Below are 20,286 nucleotides of genomic sequence, written 5' to 3'. Positions count from 1 at the left end.
TACAGCAGCAAAATTTGCTAGAAGAAAGCCAGAGGGAATATTTGATATGTCCAATAGTTATAAGGAATTTAAGAACTTACTTAGGAGATTTGTAGAACAGGCAAACAAAAATCAAACAGAGAACAAGAAAACGAAATTATCATCAAAAGATTTTCCAAATAGCGAATATAGAGATGGATCTGGTATGTTTTTTGTAACGATTGATGAGATTACATTTCATTGTCATTTATTTAATTCAGGCTCTTATGGACCAACAAAGAGAGGTTCCTCGAAAGTACCGTATATAAATTATGATATTTCCAACAGAATTATTTCTAATTTCTGGGCAAATTTAAGATTTAATTTTAAAAATAAAAAAATTATTTCAATAAAGACTATCCTTTGGGAGGGAGGAAAAAAAGATTTAGAAACAGGAATAGCAGCTAATATAGAAGATTTAGATTTATTTAATGATGCGGAACCAAATTGGAAGTTAAGAAATTTTTTTGACGAATATATAAATATTAAGGAAACAGAAGTGTATAGAGACTTAGTCAAATCCAGAGAAAATCTAGTAAAAGAAAATCCATCTGCATTTTACAGTAAATATGCCAATATTTTATTAAATTGCCAAAACCTCATCCTCCGTGGTGCACCGGGTACTGGGAAAACTTATCTTGCTAGGCAGATTGCTGAGGAACTGACTGGAGGGAATGATGACCAAATTGGCTTTGTTCAATTTCACCCATCTTATGATTACACAGATTTTGTGGAAGGGTTGCGCCCTGTCTCAAGTGCTGATGGTCAGATTGGTTTTGAATTGCAGGATGGGATTTTTAAGGAATTCTGTAAGAAAGCAAGAGATGATCTAAACAAAAACTTTGTCTTCATCATTGATGAAATCAATCGCGGGGAGATTTCCAAGATTATTGGAGAGTTGTTTTTCGCTATTGATCCGGGTTACCGCGGGGAGAAGGGTGCAGTATCAACCCAATATGCTAATTTACATGAAACGGATGAGAGATTTTATATTCCTGAGAATGTCTATATCATTGGCACCATGAACGATATAGATCGCTCCGTTGATACTTTTGACTTCGCTATGCGCCGGCGTTTCAGGTTTGTTGAAATTAAGGCTAAGGATAGATTGGAAATGTTGGATGACACATTAGAAGACGACTATGCTGAGGAAGCGAAGGCACGGTTGATTAACCTCAACAATGCCATTTCTCAGGCTGACGGTCTCAACAGTCACTATCATATCGGTCCGTCGTATTTCTTGAAGTTGAAGGATCTTGATTACGATTATGATGTACTTTGGTCCGATTATTTAGAACCGCTTTTGGAAGATTACCTACGTGGTTCCTATGATGAGGTAGAAAAGCTGAAAGAGTTAGAAGAAGCCTACAATTTAGTAACAAAGGAAGAATCAGATGAGACTGACGGATAATGATTCAGTAGCTAAGTCTAAATTTGAGACTTCTTATCCTCGGCTGTCGGAAAAATTGCTGGATAGAAGGCTGGAAAGTCTTTCTCAAGAGGACAATCTCTTTATTTTCCCGCACGATTTGCTGGAATCCCCTGATTTGGAAAAAGACGGCAAGGTGTTAGAGACAGTTGACGGTCAGATTAAAACGCAAAATATCATCGGTTTTCTGGGCTGTGGGGAGGAGCACTTGAGCATTCATTCGCGTTTTACTACTGGGAAAGATGATTATTTCCTGCATTACATGCTGCAAAAGGTGCTGCAGCTCAATCTGACTAGTCTTGATGTCGGTTTGTCTCAGGAAGCTAGCTGGTACCAGCTATTAGTCTACCTCTTTCCCAAATATCTTGAGGCAGCCTTGCGCAAGGGGCTTTATAAGGAGTACCAGCGCTTTTTCTACAATGACAGTTATATCAAAGGGACAATAGAAGTTGCTCGACATATTAAGCAGAACACACCTTTTACAGGGGAAATAGCTTATTCAACCAGAGAATTTTCCTTTGATAACGCCCTCATGCAGCTGGTTCGCCACACCATTGCCTTTATTCAGCATACTGTTCCCAATGGCAGAGCGCTTTTGTCTAGTTCGTCATCAGTTAAGGAAAATATAGCTGAAATTGTACGGGTAACACCCAGTTATCGCTTTTCAGATAGGACTAAGATCATCAGAGAAAATCAAAATAAACCTATCCGTCATGCTTACTATCGTGAGTATCGGACTTTGCAGCGGCTTTGCCTGATGATTTTGTGTCAAGAAAAGCATGGCTTGGATCAATCCCACCAAAAAATCTACGGTCTTCTTTTTGATGTCGCTTGGCTCTGGGAAGAATATCTGGGAACCTTGCTGCCTGAATTTGAGCATCCTCAAAATAAGAGAAAGAAGGGCGGTTACTCCTTGTTTCAAGGAGGATATGGAAGAATTTATCCAGACTTTCTCTCGTTATCAGAATCACCAATTGTTGCGGATGCCAAATATAAACCTCTGGATAACATCAATGGACGAGATTATTTGCAGGTGGTGGCTTATATGTATCGCTTTGAGGCTCAAGTAGGATTCTATCTTTTTCCAAATGCTAAACAAGAATCAGAACCGACTCAATATCAACTCTTACAGGGCAGAAAAGAAGAGCGGGAACCCTCAGTGATTGTCGAAAAGCTCGGTCTCACTATTCCTCAAGGCTGCACTAACTATCAGGAATTTATTGATGCTATAAAGACCTCAGAAAAAGCCTTTCAAGGCCATTTATCTTGTAAGCGGTAAGAATTTGTAGAATAGTAATAATTAAACCTTGATGAGATTAGAGAATAGAGTAACATCTGTTCTCTTTTTTGTTACCTTTAGTTTTAATTTTGTGGGACTGTTATACTCGAAGAAGCTCCATCATTTTTGACAATGAGAGTTGGCTACTAATAGTCATTCCGCAGTTTGCGTTGGTTGCCAAGCTGTATTTTTGCTGGCTATCTATTGACCGAGAGAACGGTACAAACCACCTATTTGATGGGGAAGTTGGATTAGTTTAGGACTTAATAGAATTGTAATTTAGCTCAGTTTAAAAAATGCTATAATCAATGTGATTTCTGACTGATTGAAAAGAACATGGGGTAACGATCAAAGATTAGGATGCTGATAGGATTTTCGACACTAGTGAAACAAATTATTTAAGTTCGTCTGAAAAATCCGTGACAAACTAGGCGTGACCCTGAGCCAGATATGAGTTGCTGCTGGATTTGCCTTCTGTTTTTTGTTTATATGGTTTGCTCTGTTGAAGGTGGCTTCTATTTTGCAAAAAAGAATTTCAGCGGGAAATGGGAAAGAGCCTCACCACTGTTCCTATCAAAATTGGGTAGCTTTAAACTAGAGCACAAGCTTAATGGTTGACTAACTCTGGAATGATAGCGATGGCTATTGCGAGCAGGAGTTGTAATTTAACAAGTACAAAGACGGGCAATACTATCTAGGAGTAAAGAGAAAGTCCTTAAGTCGGATAGAAAAATATTGTCGCAGTCTGATAGCAAAGGTCAGCAAATAGATATCCATTAAAGAGAAAGGTAGCAAACATGGAAGAAAATAATGAATTTGAATCAGCTTTTTCGACAGGCAAGGAAAATAATTCTCCGATCTTTTCAGGCCGAGATCCAAAGCTAGTGCCTGAAAAGATAGACGCCAAAAGCTTTAAAAAAGGGCTCATACTAGCCTTTGGTGGAGCTATCGGGTTCACGTTTTTAATCGTGTTAGTTGTTTTTATAGTGAATAGATAATTTTGGTCTGACTGCAAAATTTAAGCATGGCCTTGCTAAAGGAGCAAGGATCTGTACTTAGACTTATCAGGAATTTCAGAGTTTGAAAGTGAGTAGTTCTTATGAGCAGAGGACTTCAATAAAAGGAACGGATATGATAAGATTGTCAATCAATAGGGGAAAGAAGAGTATCACATTCTTATACTAGCCTGCGTTTGAGTTATTGCCCTAATCCAGACAATTTGGATCTGAGCGTTGATAAGAAAGATAAAAACTGCTACTACATTTGCAAATCATTAAGTAGTTGGGAAATAAGGATTTTTGCCCCAAGAGGAAGCTAGGGATTTTTTGAGAAAACTAAGTCTGATAACCTTAAAATTGGGAGAGCAAAAACGGTCAAGGGGAAGAGAGTTATCACTCTGTCATTATGAAATTGGAATATCCAGAAGAAAATTACTTTCCCCAGTCTGGCGATCTTAGACTAGAGTTTGCGGTAACCTATACAAACGGCTATGGCAGCAAAGAGCCTTATCAAGTAATCATGAAAAGGCAACCCTTTTCTGTACAAAATAATGACAAACAGTATTACCTTAAAGAAAAGAGCTATTCTAAAGGGTAGCAGAAGATCTTTACCCGAGTATCTCTGGCAGTTTCCCTTACCTCAAAACGAGCTTGCCCAGTCATCAGAATTAAGGTAAAATAGCTTAGTAAGTATTTTTAGAAAAGGAAAAATCTATGTCTTTACCAAATTGCCCTAAATGTAACTCGGAGTATGTTTACGAGGACGGTATCCTCTTGGTCTGCCCAGAATGTGCCTATGAATGGGATCCAAACGAAGCTGCTGAAGAAGAGGGCTTAGTCGTTCTTGATAACAATGGTGTTCGTCTTGCTGATGGCGATACCGTTACGGTCATCAAGGATCTCAAGGTTAAAGGGGCTCCAAAGGACATTAAGCAGGGAACCCGTGTTAAGAATATCCGCTTGGTTGAAGGGGATCACAATATTGACTGTAAGATTGACGGCTTTGGAGCCATGAAACTCAAGTCAGAGTTTGTTAAAAAAATATAAATCCCTATAAAGTTCAAGGCAAAGACCTTGGGCTTTTTAACTGATAGATTGTAAAATAAAGTGCAACAAAAAAACAAGAACGAATTTTTGTTGCTCTCGTCTTCTACTTATGATTGAAAGCTAATGACAGATGCGGCCGCATCCACTTTGGCTGGGACACCCAAAGGAACAATGGCTCTAGGGGTAGCGTGCCCGACATTGACATTGTAGAGGAGGGAAATATCCGTATCAATCACTTCTAGCAGGATTTGTTTATAGTCATCATAGTAAGTCTCATCCATAGGCTTACCGACAATCACACCATTCAGAACCTCAAAAATACCAGTAGCTTTTAATGTTTCCAGCATGGTACGATAAAGGGCAGGTTCAGGTTTTTCTTCACTAGATTCCAGCAGGAGAATTTTTCCCTGCCAATCACTCAAACTGGGAAAGAGCTGATAACGCTGACAGAGGGCACTGCTGTCTTCATAGCGTGATGAATCAAATTTATGCATAATTCGACTGGTTCCTAAGGCCTTGGGACTAAAATCTGTCCGCTCCTCATACCAGATAGCACTGGGTCTGATTTCTGAGATACGGCCTGTCTCGATCAGCTCTTTAAAGTAATGAAAGGAGTAGGGCAGCATCTCGTGATCCAATTCGCAAATATCTGGCAAAAAAGCCTGACCGTAAAAGGTCGTGAGTCCCAGCTTATGTAACATCAAGTGATTCATAGTGGTGTCGGAAAAGCCTAAAAAGATTTTCTGCTGGAGCACTTGCTGCAATTCGTTATGGTCAAATAAATAAGGCAGGAGACGGTGGGTATCATCACCGCCAATAGCGCATAAAATCATATCAATGGCGGGGTCTTTAAAAGCAGTGAGCAGATCTTGAGCTCTGGCTTGAGGATTCTCTCTCAGATAGTCAATACCTTTGAAGGCATGGTCTAAAAACACGACCTCCATTCCTAACTGTTCCAAGCGTTTAACCCCTAAGTCCACTTCAAACTTAATAAAGTCCTCTCCGAGGATACCGCTGGACAGACTGACAATCCCGATCCTTTTAACCATAAAGGGTGCCTCCTTTTTTTAAAATTACCAGCATTATAACATACTAACCCTTGCTAAGAAAGGCTGAAAATAGCTGTGGGTTTGTTTTTACCGATAAGTGATTTTGAAAATTTAGAAGAAAAGCAGACAAATGTATTTTTTTCATTTTTATATGAATAAAAATAAATAATATTTCAAAGTGTCTGAAAATTTGATATAATAAAGCATATCAACTCACTAGGAGCATTTATGTCGTACGTTTTGGAAATTCTCCCAGCCCTTTTAAATGGTGCTTGGGTTACCCTGCAGGTTTTCTGCATCGTTATCATTTTATCCATTCCACTGGGGATTGTTCTGGCCTTTCTCATGCAGTTGAAATTTAAGCCTTTGAATTGGCTGCTGACTATTTATATATGGATCATGCGAGGAACTCCCCTCTTATTGCAGCTTATTTTTGTTTATTATGTACTGCCCAGTGTGGGGGTCGTCTTCGATCGTCTACCGGCAGCGATTTTAGCCTTCACTCTTAACTATGCGGCTTATTTTGCAGAAATTTTCCGCGGCGGTATTGCTGCCATTCCTAAGGGACAGTACGAGGCAGCTAAGGTTTTAAAATTTAATCAGCTGCAGACGATTCGTTATATTATCTTGCCGCAGGTTATTAAGATTGTGCTGCCGAGTGTCTTTAATGAGGTGATTAATCTTGTGAAAGATTCCTCGTTGGTTTATGTGCTGGGAGTTGGTGATCTGCTTTTGGAAAGTCGAACGGCGGCCAACCGCGATGCGACCTTAGCACCTATGTTTGTTGCTGGGGCTATTTATCTCATCTTAGTTGGGCTTGTAACCCTTGCGTCTAAACGTATCGAGAAAAAATTTAATTTTTATAAATAGGAGGTCGTATGTTAACATTAAAGAATATTTCTAAACAATTCGGCCATAAGCAAATTTTTAAGGATTTCAATCTCAATGTAGAAGAAGGGAAAATTCTTGCTGTTGTTGGACCCTCTGGCGGTGGTAAAACGACCCTGCTACGTATGCTGGCAGGACTTGAGAAAATCGATTCGGGTCAGGTCATCTATCAGGAAAAAGAAGTACCTTTGAATCATCTAGAGTCAGAAAATATCCTCGGTTTTGTTTTTCAGGATTTTCAGCTTTTCCCACATTTGACAGTATTAGAAAATTTGATTTTGTCACCGACGAAAACAATGGGGACTTCCAAGGATGAAGCTGTTAAGAAGGCTAGAGAACTCTTAGCCAAACTTGGCTTAGAGGAACATGCGGATGCCTACCCTTTCTCCTTGTCTGGCGGTCAAAAGCAGCGAGTTGCCTTTGCGCGTGCGATGATGATTGACCCTAAAATCATTGGTTATGATGAGCCAACCTCAGCCTTGGATCCGGAGCTGCGCCAGGAAGTAGAAAAATTGATCTTGCAGAACCGTGAGCTGGGCATCACACAAATCGTGATTACCCATGATATGCAGTTCGCCCAGAATGTTGCTGACGATATTCTGAGCATAAATCCTAAATAGCAGAGGGAGTATATAGATGAGATTAGCAAAATATTTCCTTTCTCTCTTGATACTTGTCCTCTTATCGGTCCTAACTCTCGGTGCCTGCAGCTCTAGGTCGAACTTTGCAACCCAGACTGATCAATGGTCAACATATACCAGAGAGAAGACGATCAAAATTGGATTTGATGCTACCTTTGTACCTATGGGGTTTGAGGAAAAAGATGGTTCCTACACAGGTTTTGATGTTGATCTGGCTAATGCAGTCTTCAAAAAGTATGGGATTAAGGTAGAGTGGCAGGCTATTGACTGGGATATGAAAGAGACTGAGCTTAAAAACGGTACAATTGATTTGATTTGGAATGGCTATTCCATGACTGATGAGCGCAAACAGTCGGTTTTATTTACAGAACCTTATATGATTAACCAGCAGGTTGTTGTAACCAAAAAATCTTCTGGAATTAATAGCCTCACGCAACTGTCTGGAAAAACTCTGGGAGCTCAGGCTGGTTCCTCAGGTTATGATGCTTTCACAGCAGAACCCGATATTTTGAAAGATCAGGTTAAAGACCAGAAGGCTATACAATACTCCACCTTTACCCAAGCCTTAATTGACCTTGATGCTGGACGGATAGATGCTCTCTTGATTGATCGTGTCTATGCTAATTACTATCTGGAGCAGGAAGGCAAGCTGGCAGACTATAATATTATGCCAGCGGGCTATGAAGCTGAAAATTTTGCAGTTGGTGCTCGAAAGGCTGATAAAAAACTGGTCAAGAAGGTTAATCAGGCCTTCACTGAACTCTATCGGACAGGGGAATTCCAGAAGATTTCTCACAAATGGTTTGGTGACGATGTTGCTACAGAACAAGTAAAGAGCGAAGCTCGATAGGCCGCTTTCACTCTCACGACAATCATTATTAGTGAACTTTCTGATTCATTTGAACAAATCTGTATCTGAAAAAAATAACGTGTTTTCATTTTTTAAATTATATAAAAATCGCATGAATTTAGTGTTTAAGCCTGATTTCATGCGATTTTATTTGACTCTCTAATTTCTGTAGTGGACAAATCCACTTTGGAATAATAGGGGTTTATATTGGATTTTTAACTGGACTTTCTTCATTTTTACGTGCTGCATGGTTAATGTTCTAGTTGACTTGGTTGGTAGGAGCGGACACTTCCTTTGTAATCTGGTGAAAAATCAGTTTCCATTGTTCGTGACGACGCCAGATACTGACGTGGCGGTTTCCCTCAAGTTGATAGGTAATCAACTTGGTCTTTTGGCTGATGGACACCATCTTAAAGTATTGAAAATTACTGGAGTAGTAGGGGGCTAGCTTAAGAAAATTTTGAAGTGATAGGAACTGACCGTCTTCATTAACCATCATAAAATCATCGGCAATATAGGCCTCGTAATCCGGTATTTTAGACAGAATTAGTTTTTCAAATTTGTAGAGCTTGTTGTAAACATTTTCCAGCAGTTCATCCTCAGGAATAGCAGCTGGTTCAACATGAATGTCAACATCATAAACCTGAAACTCATCATGCAGGAGCTGCTCAACCTGTTCTGTGATCGCATGGCTCTCGTATACAGATAAATCAGGGTTCATTTCAAGCACTAAATCGAGAAAGATATTGCTGCCATAAGTACGGCCCCGTTGAGATTTCACAGCAGAAATTTTTGGAATTTGTAGAATAGCCTTCTCATATTGGGCTAACTGCTTATCATCAAAGCCATCTGATAGGTTAAAGGTTGCTTGGATAAAGATATCGTAAGCTGTTTTTAGAATAAAGTAGCAGATGATAATTGCAGCTATTCGATCAATAATGGGCATATTGATCGAGCTAGCAACAATGGCAATCGAAGTTCCAAGCGAGGTCAGAGCGTCGGAAATATTGTCTTTAGAGGCAGCCAATAGGGCGCTGGATTTGACTTTCTTAGATAGGTGCCGATTATAGAGGTAGACACCGTACATGACTAGAGCTGAGACCAGTCCGACAATGGCTCCTAAAGGATCAATGGCAGTCTGGTGGTTTGTCATTAACTTTTTAGCAGTTTCTACTAGAACCTGAAATCCTACTAAAAACATGATAAATGAAGTAATCAAACTTGCCAAATCTTCAATCTTCCAATGGCCAAAGCGGTGATCCTCATCGGCCGGTCGACTGGCTAAGTAAAGTCCGACTAAGAGAATGATGTTGCTCATAATGTCTGATAGATTATTAAAACCATCAGCAATCAAGGATGAAGAGGACAAAAGGTGCCCAAACAGCAATTTACTTACAGCTAAACTGATATAGGCAGCAATACTAACAATCGGTCCCCGTCTAGCCAAGCGGATGTTTTGTTCGTGCCTTGTCATATAGCCTCCTTGTAAGAATAACGATTCTCCCCATTATAACATGAATATTAGCGATCAGCTAGCCTTGATAAGGCTAATAAAAAACTAGAACGGGCAGGCAACCCGTCTAGTTAATATCAACTATTCTTTATCTGATACTTCCTGCTGCTTGGATTTGGCAAAATACTTTTTCGTTTCTGCGATAATAATCGGAGATAATCCAATCAAGGCAACAAGATTAGGGAAGGCCATAAGTCCGTTAACAATATCAGCAATGGTCCAAATCATTTCCAATTTAATGAAACCACCGATAGCAACCATGGCAACGAAAAGTAGTCGGTATAAAGGAATACTGGCAGCACCAAAAAGAAATTCAAAGCAGCGCTCACCGTAGTAAGACCAGCCTAGGATGGTTGTGAAAGCAAAAAGGGTTAAACTGATGGTCAGAGCCCAAATCCCCCAGTTACCAAAAACAGATGAAAAAGCAGATTGTGTGAGGACAGCACCGTCTAACTCAGAAGTCCAACCGCCTGTGACAATGATAGCCATCCCTGTCAATGTACAGATGATAATTGTATCAATAAAGGTACCAGTCATAGAAATGAGCCCTTGCTCAACAGGTTCCTCCGTTTTAGCAGCAGCAGCAGCAATTGGCGCAGATCCAAGCCCAGATTCGTTAGAGAAAACACCGCGGGCAATTCCTTTTTGAATAGCTACCATAACAGTTGCTCCAAGAAAGCCTCCAGTTGCTGCCTTACCAGTAAAGGCAGATGTCAGCACTAACACGATGCTTGGAATAAACTTATCGTAGTTGACAGCCAAGACAATAATAGCAGCTAAGACATAAATAACCGCCATGAAAGGGACGACAAAGGTTGAAACCTTAGAGATAGATTGGATACCACCAAAGATAATAATAGCTACCAGAATGGACAATACGATACTGACAATACGCGGATCCAGTCCCAGACTATTCTTGATAGAATCGGTAATAGAATTAACCTGAGTAAAGGTTCCAGACCCCAGCAGGGCGGTCATGGTTCCAAAGATAGCAAAGAGGATCGCTAGCCATTTCCAATGTTTACCAAGACCGTTAACAATATAGTACATAGGACCGCCGGCAATCTCACCGTTTTCATCTTTCTCGCGGAATTTAATAGCTAGGAGCCCCTCGGAATATTTAGTGGCCATACCAAAGAAGGCAGCCATCCACATCCAAAAGAGGGCACCGGGGCCACCTGCCTTGATAGCCGTCGCAACACCAACGATATTACCTGTTCCCACCGTAGCAGCCAGAGCTGTACATAGAGCCGCAAAACTGGAAACATCGCCATGGCCCTCGCTATTTGCAAAAATTAGCCGCAGGGCGCGAGGCAGCTTGGCCACCTGTAGCAGTCCCAGCCGAACACTGAGATAAATTCCTGTTCCGACCAGAAGAATCAATAGGGGAGGCCCCCATACATAGGTATCAATTTTAGCTAATAAATCTAACATAGTGTCAATCCAATCTTTTTAGTTTTATACTCAAAGAAAATCAAAACTGAAAGCGTAGCAACTTCTTAAATGCCCTTAATTCTTATTAGAATATTGAGATTATAGGGTGTTTTCGCTAGGGAAGTAATATACTATAGGTTGTAATTTTCAAAGAGGATTAGGCATCACCACAAGAAAAGGGCTAGTTAAGTTGCCTAGCCCAGTCTGCCTGACACATTTCATCAATATATCCCTATTTATTATAAAATAATATTTTTACTTGTCAAATGGAGTTAAGAAACAAGTATTCCTATTTATGACGATTAAAGTATGACGTCGTTTCCTTTATAATAACGGGTGACAGCAGGAGCAGAGCAACCAAATTAGGCAGAGCCATAAGTCCATTGACGATATCAGCAATTTTCCAGATAACTTGCAGCTGCAAGAAGCCACCGAGTGCTACCATAAGCACAAAGACGCAGCGATAAAGGGTAATAGCCTTGGTACCAAAAACGAACTCAACGCAGCGCTCACCGTAGTAAGACCAGCCCAAAATGGTTGTAAAGGCAAAGAGAGCAAGAGATAAGGTAAGGACAAGGCTGCCAATATTGCCAAAAACTGAAGCAAAGGCACTCTGTGTCACTGCCGCTCCCTCAAGTCCTTTAACAGACCACTGCCCTGTAATCAGAATAGAGAGGCCCGTTAAAGTACAAATAACAATAGTATCAATAAAGGTACCAGTCATAGAGATTAATCCTTGTTCAACAGGTTCCTCCGTTTTAGCCGCTGCCGCTGCAATAGGTGCAGATCCAAGTCCTGATTCGTTGGAGAAGACCCCGCGGGCAATCCCGAGTCTGATAGCTTGCATAACAGTCGCTCCTGTAAAGCCGCCGACAGCAGCGGTTGGTGTGAAAGCAGATTTAAAAATCGCCGCGATTGTTGGAATAAGGTTTTGATGGTTAATAACAATGATGGTCAATGCAGCTAGAATATAAAGAATTGCCATAAATGGTACGATTTTTTCTGATACCTTGGAAATTGATTGAATGCCGCCGAAAACGATAATCGCTACGAAAATAGCAATTAGGATACTGACAATCTGTGGTGACCAGCTAAAACTGTTCTGCAGGGATTCCGTGATAGAATTGACCTGTGAAAAAGTTCCGATTCCTAAAAGAGCTACGAGGATACCAGCTAGGGCAAAGAAGTAAGCCAAGGGTTTAGCAATAATACGCAGGCGTCCTGTAATTCCATTGATAATATAGTACATGGGACCGCCTGAAACTTGCCCATTGTCATCTTTAGTCCGATATTTGATAGCGAGAAGTCCCTCAGCGTACTTGGTAGCCATTCCAAAAAAAGCAGCTACCCACATCCAAAAGAGGGCACCAGGACCGCCGGTTCCGATAGCCGTCGCAACACCGACAATGTTACCGGTTCCGACGGTAGCGGCTAGGGCTGTTGCTAAAGCAGCAAAGCTGGAAATATCACCTTCTCCCTGATCCTCAGCAAAGATAAGTCTAAAGGCTTTAGGCAGACGAAGAATCTGTAACAACCCCAGTCGAAAACTGAGGTAGATTCCTGTTCCTACTAGCAGCACTAAGAGCGGTGGGCCCCAGACAAAGTCATCAATTTTGGTAAAAAAGTCTAACATAATCATATCCCTTCTGAAACCGATGAAATCATCATCCCAAGTACGAAAAAAGTCCAGACAGTAATGTCATGGACTTCTAAAAAGACTGGTCAGAAAAATAAAAACTACCTAACCTCTTATAGGCTTGATCGCTTATTTTTGCTGAAAATTCTGTCCTTTTGCCTGAGAGTTTGAGCAGTTGACTGCCTTGCCCCTTCGGCGTTCCCCTAATTGGGAAGCTCTCCAGAAGTCCGTCCACCATCAGTCCTATTCTAAGCACTAGAAACCTGAGAGCATTACTCCTTCGGCGAAAGACCCTGTCTTTTCTCTCCTGATGATTTCAATCGGTTTATTTATGATAATACTGTCCTAGTTTAGCTCAATTTCCGAATACTGTCAAGGTTATTTTCCATAAATAATAGTATATTCCGAATTATGACCTAATCAAACGATCCCTTTCCCGCTTGGAAAAATATTTGGGATGGGCAACTCTCTAAAAAACAATAAGTTCGATCCTATTTCAAACTGATCTGTGTTACAATATTAAATATTAGGGACATTTACATAAAAAGGGGGAGAGCGGGCACATGGCCAAGCGCAAGAAAATTTTCTATGTCCAAGTGGAATTGCTAAATGGGAAACGTTGGCACTACCAGCTCCCTAACGATCTTCAAAAACCTATGCGTATATACTTTCATGAGCATCCTAATAGTTGGAAGCCCCTGCTGACAGGGGCTCTTATCAATGTTCCAAGCGGCTACTATACCCCTGCTAATCACTACCAGCCCTTAATCCGTCTAGCCCGAGTTCGTAAATTCTACTACCGCTACAATGAGCAATACTGGCGCAGTCGCGGTCAGTTCTTGATAAGAGAGAATTGGCAGACTGCTGGTTTTAAGCAGCTTAGGGATGGTGCTCGTTTTTTACGCCATGATTTCAAGTGGCGCAGTAAGTTGATGATTACATGGGATTACTGTCGCTGGCGTTTTCGTTACCGAAAAGAACTGCGTAAGGATTAATGTGAAGCACTTATTGGAATTTTTTATAGATAGTTCAAGCATTACAATTGAGTGATTTCTAAAAGGTGTTTAATAAGAGCTTGTGAACTGCTGTCAATTAATTCCTTACTTGACTCGAAGGAAAATCCATAACTTGTAAAAATAGGCAAAAGCTCTCCGCCAATATGTTTAACCGTGCTTTGGAATGGAGCAATCAGCTCTTCCATGGTATGACCGATGCTTTTTTCAGGTGAATAATTCTCCTCTTTGTCCCCAATGGAGATAATCAGGCTGAATTTTTTACCTGTGAGTTTGTCTCCTTTTGATCCATAGGCCCATCCATGTGTTAAAACATCATCAAACCATTTTTTGAGAAGGGGTGGATAACTATACCAATAGAGGGGATATTGAAAAATTATGGTTTCATATTGTTCTAATAAGGCCTGCTCTTTAGCAACATCAATCTCCCAATCGGGATACAGGGTATGAAGCTCGTGTAGTTTAAATTTTTCAGGAAACTTTTTTAATTCAGCTTTCCAACTTTTGTTTACTTGCGACTGATCGATGTTAGGGTGCGCTAATATGATTAAGGTTTTCATTTTTGATCCTCCTTTATGACTTTCTATTTCTATTTTCTTATAATTTTAAAATATGTAAATACCCACAAATAAATCAGTAAATACTTACTTTAAAGTCAGTATTTAAAGTAGGAGTGACGGATGATATAATAATGAAAAATGTGGAGGAGAGGATTATGAAAAATTATCATCTTGGAATTGAAGCGACACTTGATGTTATTGGAGGAAAGTGGAAGGCTCTGATTATCTGCTTGCTGATGAAAAAGCCTAGAAGAACCTTGGAATTAGAACGGCTGATTGATGGAATATCACAGAAGGTGCTGATTCAGCAGTTAAGAGAATTGGAAAGAGACGGTTTGGTTCACCGCAAGGACTATCAGCAGATGCCTCCTAAAGTTGTCTATTCCGTAACAGATTATGGCCGTACAGCCAATAGTCTTATTGATGTTATGTGTCACTGGGGAAAGGAAAATATTAGGCGGCGTAAAGCACTAGGCGAAGAAATAAACTGGCAACCCTATGATTTATAGAAGTATATCTAACTCTTGGGAAGTATTGAATGTGTTCATTGATCAGGTAGTAAAATATGGTGTTACTTCTTATTGCTTGGCATGTTTTTCGGCTTTTACATAGTAGGTTTTTAAATGCAATTGTGATATAATTTTAGGGCAAAATGGATAAGGAGAAAAGCATGAATCCTTTACTGAATGGAATGAACGACAAACAAGCAGAAGCGGTCAAAACTACTCAAGGGCCGCTTTTGATTATGGCTGGGGCTGGTTCTGGGAAGACACGGGTGCTGACACACCGTATTGCTTATCTTATTGATGAGAAGATGGTCAACCCTTGGAATATTCTGGCCATTACCTTTACTAACAAGGCTGCGCGTGAGATGAGAGAGCGGGCTATGCAGCTCAACCCTGCTACGCAAGAGACCTTAATCGCGACCTTTCACTCCATGTGTGTGCGCATCCTGCGCCGCGATGGCGATCACATAGGTTACAATCGCAATTTTACGATTGTGGATCCTGGTGAACAGCGTACCCTTATGAAGCGTATCATCAAGAATTTGAATTTAGACTCTAAAAAATGGAATGAACGAGCGATTTTAGGAACTATTTCCAATGCTAAAAATGACCTGCTTGATGAAGTCGCTTATGAGAACCAAGCTGGTGATATGTACACACAAATTGTTGCCAAGTGCTACAAAGCTTATCAAGAAGAGCTGCGTCGTAGTGAGGCCATGGACTTTGATGATTTAATCATGTTGACCTTGCGGCTCTTTGATAAAAATCCTGATGTATTGGCCTATTATCAGCAGCGCTACCAGTATATTCATGTGGATGAGTATCAGGATACCAACCATGCCCAGTACCAGCTGGTTAAGCTCTTAGCTTCCCGTTTTAAGAATATCTGTGTGGTTGGAGATGCTGATCAGTCTATCTATGGTTGGCGCGGTGCTGATATGCAAAATATCTTGGATTTTGAAAAGGATTATCCAGAGGCTAAGGTGGTTCTCCTCGAAGAAAATTACCGTTCAACAAAGAAAATCTTGCAAGCAGCTAACGATGTGATCAACAATAATCGTAACCGACGCCCTAAAAAGCTCTGGACACAAAATGCAGATGGAGAAGAGATTGTCTATTATCGTGCCAATGATGAACGTGATGAGGCTGTTTTTGTAGCTGCTACTATTGACCAGCAGGTACGTGAAAACAAGAAGGACTTTAAGGACTTTGCTGTCCTCTACCGTACTAACGCCCAGTCACGTACTATTGAAGAAGCCCTGCTTAAGTCAAATATTCCTTACACCATGGTCGGGGGAACTAAATTCTACAGCCGTAAGGAAATCCGTGATGTCATTGCTTACCTCAATGTCATTGCCAATCCTCAGGATAATATCAGTTATGAGCGTATTATCAATGAACCCAAGCGGGGAGTAGGGCCCGGAACCCTTGAGAAAATTCGTGATTTTGCTAATTTACAGAATATGAGTTTGCTGGAGGCTTCTGAACAGATCATGCTCTCAGGAATCAAGGGGAAGGCGGCTCAAGCAGTTTTGACTCTTGCTGGCATCCTACTGGGACTGCGCTCTAACTTGGATACCTACACCTTAACAGAATTAGTTGAAGAGGTATTGGGTAAGACTGGTTATATGGAGGCTTTGCAGCTGCAAAATACACTGGAAAGTCAGGCGAGAATTGAAAATATTGAGGAGTTTCTCTCTGTCACCAAAAATTTTGATGATAATCAGGAAGCAGCACCCGAAGATGAAACAGGCTTGGAAAAACTTAGCCGCTTTCTAAATGATTTAGCCTTGATTGCTGATACTGATGAAGGTGATACCGATACTGCAGAAGTGACCCTTATGACTCTGCATGCTGCTAAAGGATTAGAATTTCCAGTTGTCTTTTTAATTGGAATGGAAGAAAATGTTTTCCCACTTAATCGAGCGAGCGAAGATCCAGATGAGCTAGAAGAGGAACGTCGACTAGCTTATGTCGGGATTACTCGTGCTGAGCAAGTGCTTTACCTGACTAACGCTAACAGCCGTATCCTCTTTGGAAAGTCTAGTTTTAATCGCCCAACCCGCTTTATTAAAGAAATTTCGGATGAACTTCTGAATTATCAAGGATTGGCCCGGCCAGTAAACACAGCTTTTTCAGCTACTTATGCTGGTGGTGAAGAAAAGACCTTTGGCCAAGGCATGAGCTTAGCTCAGGCACTGCAGAATCGCAAAGCGCAAGTGGCACCTTCATCTACTGCTAAAAAAGAAGCATCGTTACCATTTGCCCAAACTGCCCTATCAGTTGGTCAAAAGGCGGCAGAAACTCCAGTTCTGGATTGGCAGATTGGAGATATCGCTCATCATAGAAAATGGGGAGATGGCACTGTACTTGAGGTGACGGGCAGCGGCAAGTCGCAAGAACTTAAAATCAAGTTTCCAGATATCGGTCTCAAAAAGGTTTTAGCCAGTGTAGCGCCGATTGAAAAGAGAGAATGAACTAATAAGATAGAGGTTATAGTTATCAACTATAGCTCTTCTTTTTAGATAACTATTGGCCAATAAAAAGCTTTAGGTGTAAAATAGGCCTAATGATATCTATGGAGGAATGATTATGACAACAGACTATTCATTTGAAACTTTGCAGCTGCACGCCGGTCAAACGGTGGATCCGACCACCAAGTCCCGTGCTTTGCCCATTTATCAAACCACATCTTATGTTTTCAATGATTCACAGGACGCTGAAGACTCTTTTGCCCTACGGACAGAAGGTAATATCTATACGCGGATTACTAATCCGACAACTGCTGTTTTTGAAGAGCGGATGGCAGCTTTAGAAGGTGGGGTTGGTGCTTTGGCGACTGCCTCTGGCATGGCAGCTATTACTTATACGGCTCTTGCCTTAGCGCATGCTGGCGATCACATTGTATCGGCTACTACCGTATATGGTGGCACTTTTAACTTACTCAAAGAAACTCTGCCGCGCTATGGAATTACGACCAGCTTTGTCGATGTAGCCGATTTTGCAGCCATTGAAGCAGCTGTCAAGGACAATACCAAGTTTATTTTAGCTGAGACCCTAGGAAATCCCTTAGGGAACGTTGCTGATCTTGAAAAACTAGCAGAGATTGCCCATCGCCATAATATTCCTTTGGTTGTTGACAATACCTTTGGCACCCCTTATCTGATCAATGTTTTCTCTTACGGTGTTGATATTGCCGTGCATTCGGCCACTAAATTTATCGGCGGTCACGGTACCTCTATCGGTGGTGTAATTGTGGACTCGGGTCAATTTGACTGGGAAAAATCCGGCAAATTCCCGCAGTTTGTCGATGAAGACCCGTCTTATCACAATCTCAGCTATACCCGTGATATCGGGGCAGCAGCCTTTATTACAGCGGTTCGCACACAATTGCTGCGCGATACCGGTGCCTGTCTCTCCCCTTTTAACGCCTTTCTTTTGACACAAGGACTAGAGACTTTGTCTCTGCGAGTGGAACGCCATGTTGAAAATGCCAAGAAAATTGCAGAATATCTAGAAAATCATCCCAAGGTAACTCAGGTCAACTACGCTAGTCTGCCATCTAGTCCTTACTACGAATTGGCACAAAAATATCTGCCTAAGGGAGCCAGCTCCATCTTTACCTTCAATGTCGCAGGAGGAGCGGAGGCTGCTCGTAAGGTGATTGACAGTTTGGATATTTTCTCAGATCTTGCCAATGTCGCTGATGCCAAGTCTCTGGTTGTACACCCAGCAACCACAACTCACGGTCAGATGAGTCCAGAGGATCTCCTTGCCTGCGGTATTGAACCTAACCAAATCCGTGTGTCTATCGGTTTGGAAAATGTCGATGATTTGATTAGTGATTTGGATCAAGCTTTAAAACAGATATAATTTGGGAGGTTTTTATGGTAAGTCTGAAAGAAGCCTTTGCCATCTTTAAGCAGGCAAAATTAGTTGATTTAACCCATCAAATTTCAGAGACCAGTCCCCATTTCCCTGCCTTACCAGCTCTTGAAAAAAGGGATATTTTTACCCTTGAAGATGGCTTTCATGTCCAACAATTCAAAGTGGTCGGTCAATACGGCACGCATATTGATGCCCCCGTTCATTTTGTGCAAGGAGGTAAATGGCTGGACGAACTCCCCCTAGAAGACCTTTTCTTGCCTCTTTATGTTTTGGACTTATCCAAAGAGGTTGCTGAAAATCCCAATTATGAAGTGGGGGTAGAGGATATTTTAGATTTTGAAAAGAAACATGGCAGGATAGAAGCAGCTGCCTTTGTAGCCTTTCGGAGTGACTGGTCTAAAAGATGGCCCCACCAAGACGCTATCCGAAATCTCAACGCTCAAGGTGTGCAAGAAACGCCAGGCTGGAGTCGGGAAGTTCTGGAGTTCCTCATCAAAGAGAGAAAGGTTAAGGCTCTCGGACATGAAACCTTAGATACCGATAGTGGTCAGACGGCTGCTAAAAATGGAGCTCTCCTTAATGAATATTATCTTCTGGAACAAGGCATTTACCAGCTGGAAGTCATGGCTAATTTGGATCAAGTTCCAGCAACTGGCAGCTTTATTGCTATTAGTTATCCCCATTGGGAAAAAGCCACTGGTTCCCCTGTCAGAGCCTTTGCCTATGTTGAACAATGAGAAATTTGGTAGTCAATTTGGCTACCAAATTTTTCGTCCTTATTTCAGGTTGAGGCCTTCTTGATGAGGGCTGAAGCCTATGCTTCAAGATAATTTTTAAATCTTTTATATCAATTTATGCTATAATGAAATGTAAAACATTTTTGGCTGAGAGCCGATAGAAAGATTTTTTATGAACTTAAGAAATTATATTGCATCTATTAAAGATTACCCACAAGAAGGGATTACCTTCCGCGATATTTCCCCCTTAATGGCTGATGGGAATGCCTACAGTTATGCTGTTCGTGAGATTGTCCAATACGCTACAGACAAAAAGATTGATATGATTGTTGGACCAGAGGCACGCGGGTTTATCGTTGGTTGTCCGGTAGCCTACGAGTTGGGCATCGGTTTTGCACCAGTTCGTAAACCTGGCAAGCTGCCACGGGAAGTTATCTCTGCTGACTATGAAAAAGAGTATGGTATTGATACCTTGACCATGCATGCCGATGCTATTAAGCCAGAACAAAGGGTCTTGATTGTTGATGATCTTTTAGCTACTGGCGGAACGGTTAAAGCAACAATCGAAATGGTTGAACGTCTCGGTGGGGTTGTTGCTGGTTGTGCCTTCCTAATTGAGCTGGATGGTTTAGATGGCCGCAGGGCGATTGAAGGTTACGATACTAAAATTTTGATGAATTTCCCAGGCTAGCTATTAGCTATAGCTATTCTTTATAGCTTAATCAAGAAAAATTGTATTTGAAAAGCCCATCCCCTTACCTTATAATAGGAATAAACTATTATAGAATGGGGATATTTTC

The 20,286-nt window shown here is 41.1% G+C and carries 18 protein-coding genes and 2 riboswitches; of the genes, 13 read left to right on the top strand and 5 right to left on the bottom strand.

The window, feature by feature from the left end; all coding sequences use genetic code 11:
- Positions 1 to 46 precede the first annotated feature (46 nt).
- From AC4HAO_RS03625 to AC4HAO_RS03610, 4 genes are all read left to right on the top strand, one after another.
- Positions 47 to 1,429, top strand: coding sequence for an McrB family protein (locus AC4HAO_RS03625; RefSeq protein WP_491134614.1), 1,383 nt, complete (start codon positions 47 to 49; stop codon positions 1,427 to 1,429).
- Positions 1,413 to 2,726 carry a 5-methylcytosine restriction system specificity protein McrC gene (locus AC4HAO_RS03620; RefSeq protein ID WP_491134613.1) on the top strand — a complete coding sequence of 438 codons (1,314 nt, stop codon included), beginning with the start codon at positions 1,413 to 1,415 and terminating at the stop codon, positions 2,724 to 2,726. Before AC4HAO_RS03625 ends, AC4HAO_RS03620 begins: the two co-directional genes overlap by 17 nt.
- A gap of 797 nt (positions 2,727 to 3,523) precedes the next feature.
- A complete protein-coding gene (locus AC4HAO_RS03615) occupies positions 3,524 to 3,724 on the top strand; it encodes a hypothetical protein (RefSeq protein WP_491094018.1) in 201 nt (66 codons plus the stop codon).
- A gap of 714 nt (positions 3,725 to 4,438) precedes the next feature.
- Complete coding sequence (locus AC4HAO_RS03610) at positions 4,439 to 4,771, top strand: zinc ribbon domain-containing protein YjdM (protein ID WP_491094019.1); 333 nt, start codon at positions 4,439 to 4,441, stop codon at positions 4,769 to 4,771.
- Between the two features lie 107 nt (positions 4,772 to 4,878).
- Here the strand turns inward: AC4HAO_RS03610 and AC4HAO_RS03605 are convergent, their stop codons facing one another.
- On the bottom strand, positions 4,879 to 5,820 hold the full coding sequence (locus AC4HAO_RS03605) for a S66 family peptidase (RefSeq protein ID WP_491134612.1): 942 nt from the start codon (positions 5,818 to 5,820) through the stop codon (positions 4,879 to 4,881).
- Positions 5,821 to 6,048: 228 nt separating this feature from the next.
- Between AC4HAO_RS03605 and AC4HAO_RS03600 the strand changes: the two genes are divergently transcribed.
- The 3 genes from AC4HAO_RS03600 to AC4HAO_RS03590 are packed head-to-tail and all read left to right on the top strand — an operon-like array spanning position 6,049 to position 8,199.
- A complete protein-coding gene (locus AC4HAO_RS03600) occupies positions 6,049 to 6,690 on the top strand; it encodes an amino acid ABC transporter permease (RefSeq protein ID WP_491094022.1) in 642 nt (213 codons plus the stop codon).
- 8 nt (positions 6,691 to 6,698) lie between these two features.
- Complete coding sequence (locus AC4HAO_RS03595; protein ID WP_491094023.1) at positions 6,699 to 7,328, top strand: amino acid ABC transporter ATP-binding protein; 630 nt, start codon at positions 6,699 to 6,701, stop codon at positions 7,326 to 7,328.
- A gap of 16 nt (positions 7,329 to 7,344) precedes the next feature.
- Complete coding sequence (locus AC4HAO_RS03590) at positions 7,345 to 8,199, top strand: amino acid ABC transporter substrate-binding protein (protein ID WP_491134611.1); 855 nt, start codon at positions 7,345 to 7,347, stop codon at positions 8,197 to 8,199.
- Between the two features lie 259 nt (positions 8,200 to 8,458).
- Here AC4HAO_RS03590 and AC4HAO_RS03585 read toward each other — a convergent pair whose 3' ends face one another.
- The 3 genes from AC4HAO_RS03585 to AC4HAO_RS03575 form a co-directional block, all read right to left on the bottom strand.
- Positions 8,459 to 9,673, bottom strand: a complete 1,215-nt coding sequence (locus AC4HAO_RS03585; RefSeq protein WP_491094025.1) for a cation diffusion facilitator family transporter — start codon at positions 9,671 to 9,673, stop codon at positions 8,459 to 8,461.
- Between the two features lie 120 nt (positions 9,674 to 9,793).
- Complete coding sequence (locus AC4HAO_RS03580; protein ID WP_491094026.1) at positions 9,794 to 11,146, bottom strand: alanine/glycine:cation symporter family protein; 1,353 nt, start codon at positions 11,144 to 11,146, stop codon at positions 9,794 to 9,796.
- Between the two features lie 289 nt (positions 11,147 to 11,435).
- Positions 11,436 to 12,779 (bottom strand): alanine/glycine:cation symporter family protein, encoded by a 1,344-nt coding sequence (locus tag AC4HAO_RS03575; protein WP_491094027.1) that lies wholly within the window; start codon positions 12,777 to 12,779, stop codon positions 11,436 to 11,438.
- Positions 12,780 to 12,927: 148 nt separating this feature from the next.
- A riboswitch (glycine riboswitch) is annotated at positions 12,928 to 13,007 on the bottom strand.
- A gap of 3 nt (positions 13,008 to 13,010) precedes the next feature.
- Positions 13,011 to 13,102, bottom strand: a riboswitch (glycine riboswitch).
- Between the two features lie 243 nt (positions 13,103 to 13,345).
- Here AC4HAO_RS03575 and AC4HAO_RS03570 point away from each other — a divergent pair.
- Positions 13,346 to 13,777 carry a DUF7679 family protein gene (locus AC4HAO_RS03570; RefSeq protein ID WP_491094028.1) on the top strand — a complete coding sequence of 144 codons (432 nt, stop codon included), beginning with the start codon at positions 13,346 to 13,348 and terminating at the stop codon, positions 13,775 to 13,777.
- Positions 13,778 to 13,818: 41 nt separating this feature from the next.
- Here AC4HAO_RS03570 and AC4HAO_RS03565 read toward each other — a convergent pair whose 3' ends face one another.
- Complete coding sequence (locus tag AC4HAO_RS03565; RefSeq protein ID WP_491094029.1) at positions 13,819 to 14,355, bottom strand: NAD(P)H-dependent oxidoreductase; 537 nt, start codon at positions 14,353 to 14,355, stop codon at positions 13,819 to 13,821.
- Between the two features lie 155 nt (positions 14,356 to 14,510).
- Between AC4HAO_RS03565 and AC4HAO_RS03560 the strand changes: the two genes are divergently transcribed.
- The 5 genes from AC4HAO_RS03560 to AC4HAO_RS03540 all read left to right on the top strand — a co-directional run bounded on the left by AC4HAO_RS03560 (position 14,511) and on the right by AC4HAO_RS03540 (position 20,177).
- The gene (locus AC4HAO_RS03560) at positions 14,511 to 14,864 is read left to right on the top strand and encodes a winged helix-turn-helix transcriptional regulator (RefSeq protein WP_447453017.1); all 354 of its coding nucleotides are present in this window, start codon (positions 14,511 to 14,513) and stop codon (positions 14,862 to 14,864) included.
- Between the two features lie 143 nt (positions 14,865 to 15,007).
- Positions 15,008 to 17,338, top strand: coding sequence for a DNA helicase PcrA (gene pcrA / locus AC4HAO_RS03555; protein ID WP_491134610.1), 2,331 nt, complete (start codon positions 15,008 to 15,010; stop codon positions 17,336 to 17,338).
- Positions 17,339 to 17,453: 115 nt separating this feature from the next.
- A complete protein-coding gene (locus tag AC4HAO_RS03550; RefSeq protein ID WP_491093062.1) occupies positions 17,454 to 18,734 on the top strand; it encodes an O-acetylhomoserine aminocarboxypropyltransferase/cysteine synthase family protein in 1,281 nt (426 codons plus the stop codon).
- A gap of 14 nt (positions 18,735 to 18,748) precedes the next feature.
- Positions 18,749 to 19,486, top strand: a complete 738-nt coding sequence (locus tag AC4HAO_RS03545) for a cyclase family protein (protein WP_491134609.1) — start codon at positions 18,749 to 18,751, stop codon at positions 19,484 to 19,486.
- Positions 19,487 to 19,658: 172 nt separating this feature from the next.
- Positions 19,659 to 20,177 carry an adenine phosphoribosyltransferase gene (locus AC4HAO_RS03540; RefSeq protein ID WP_491134608.1) on the top strand — a complete coding sequence of 173 codons (519 nt, stop codon included), beginning with the start codon at positions 19,659 to 19,661 and terminating at the stop codon, positions 20,175 to 20,177.
- The last annotated feature ends 109 nt before the right edge of the window (positions 20,178 to 20,286 follow it).

It is taken from the genome of Streptococcus sp. ELY_137, assembly GCF_058314515.1.
This window is presented reverse-complemented; position numbering and strand designations above follow the sequence as displayed.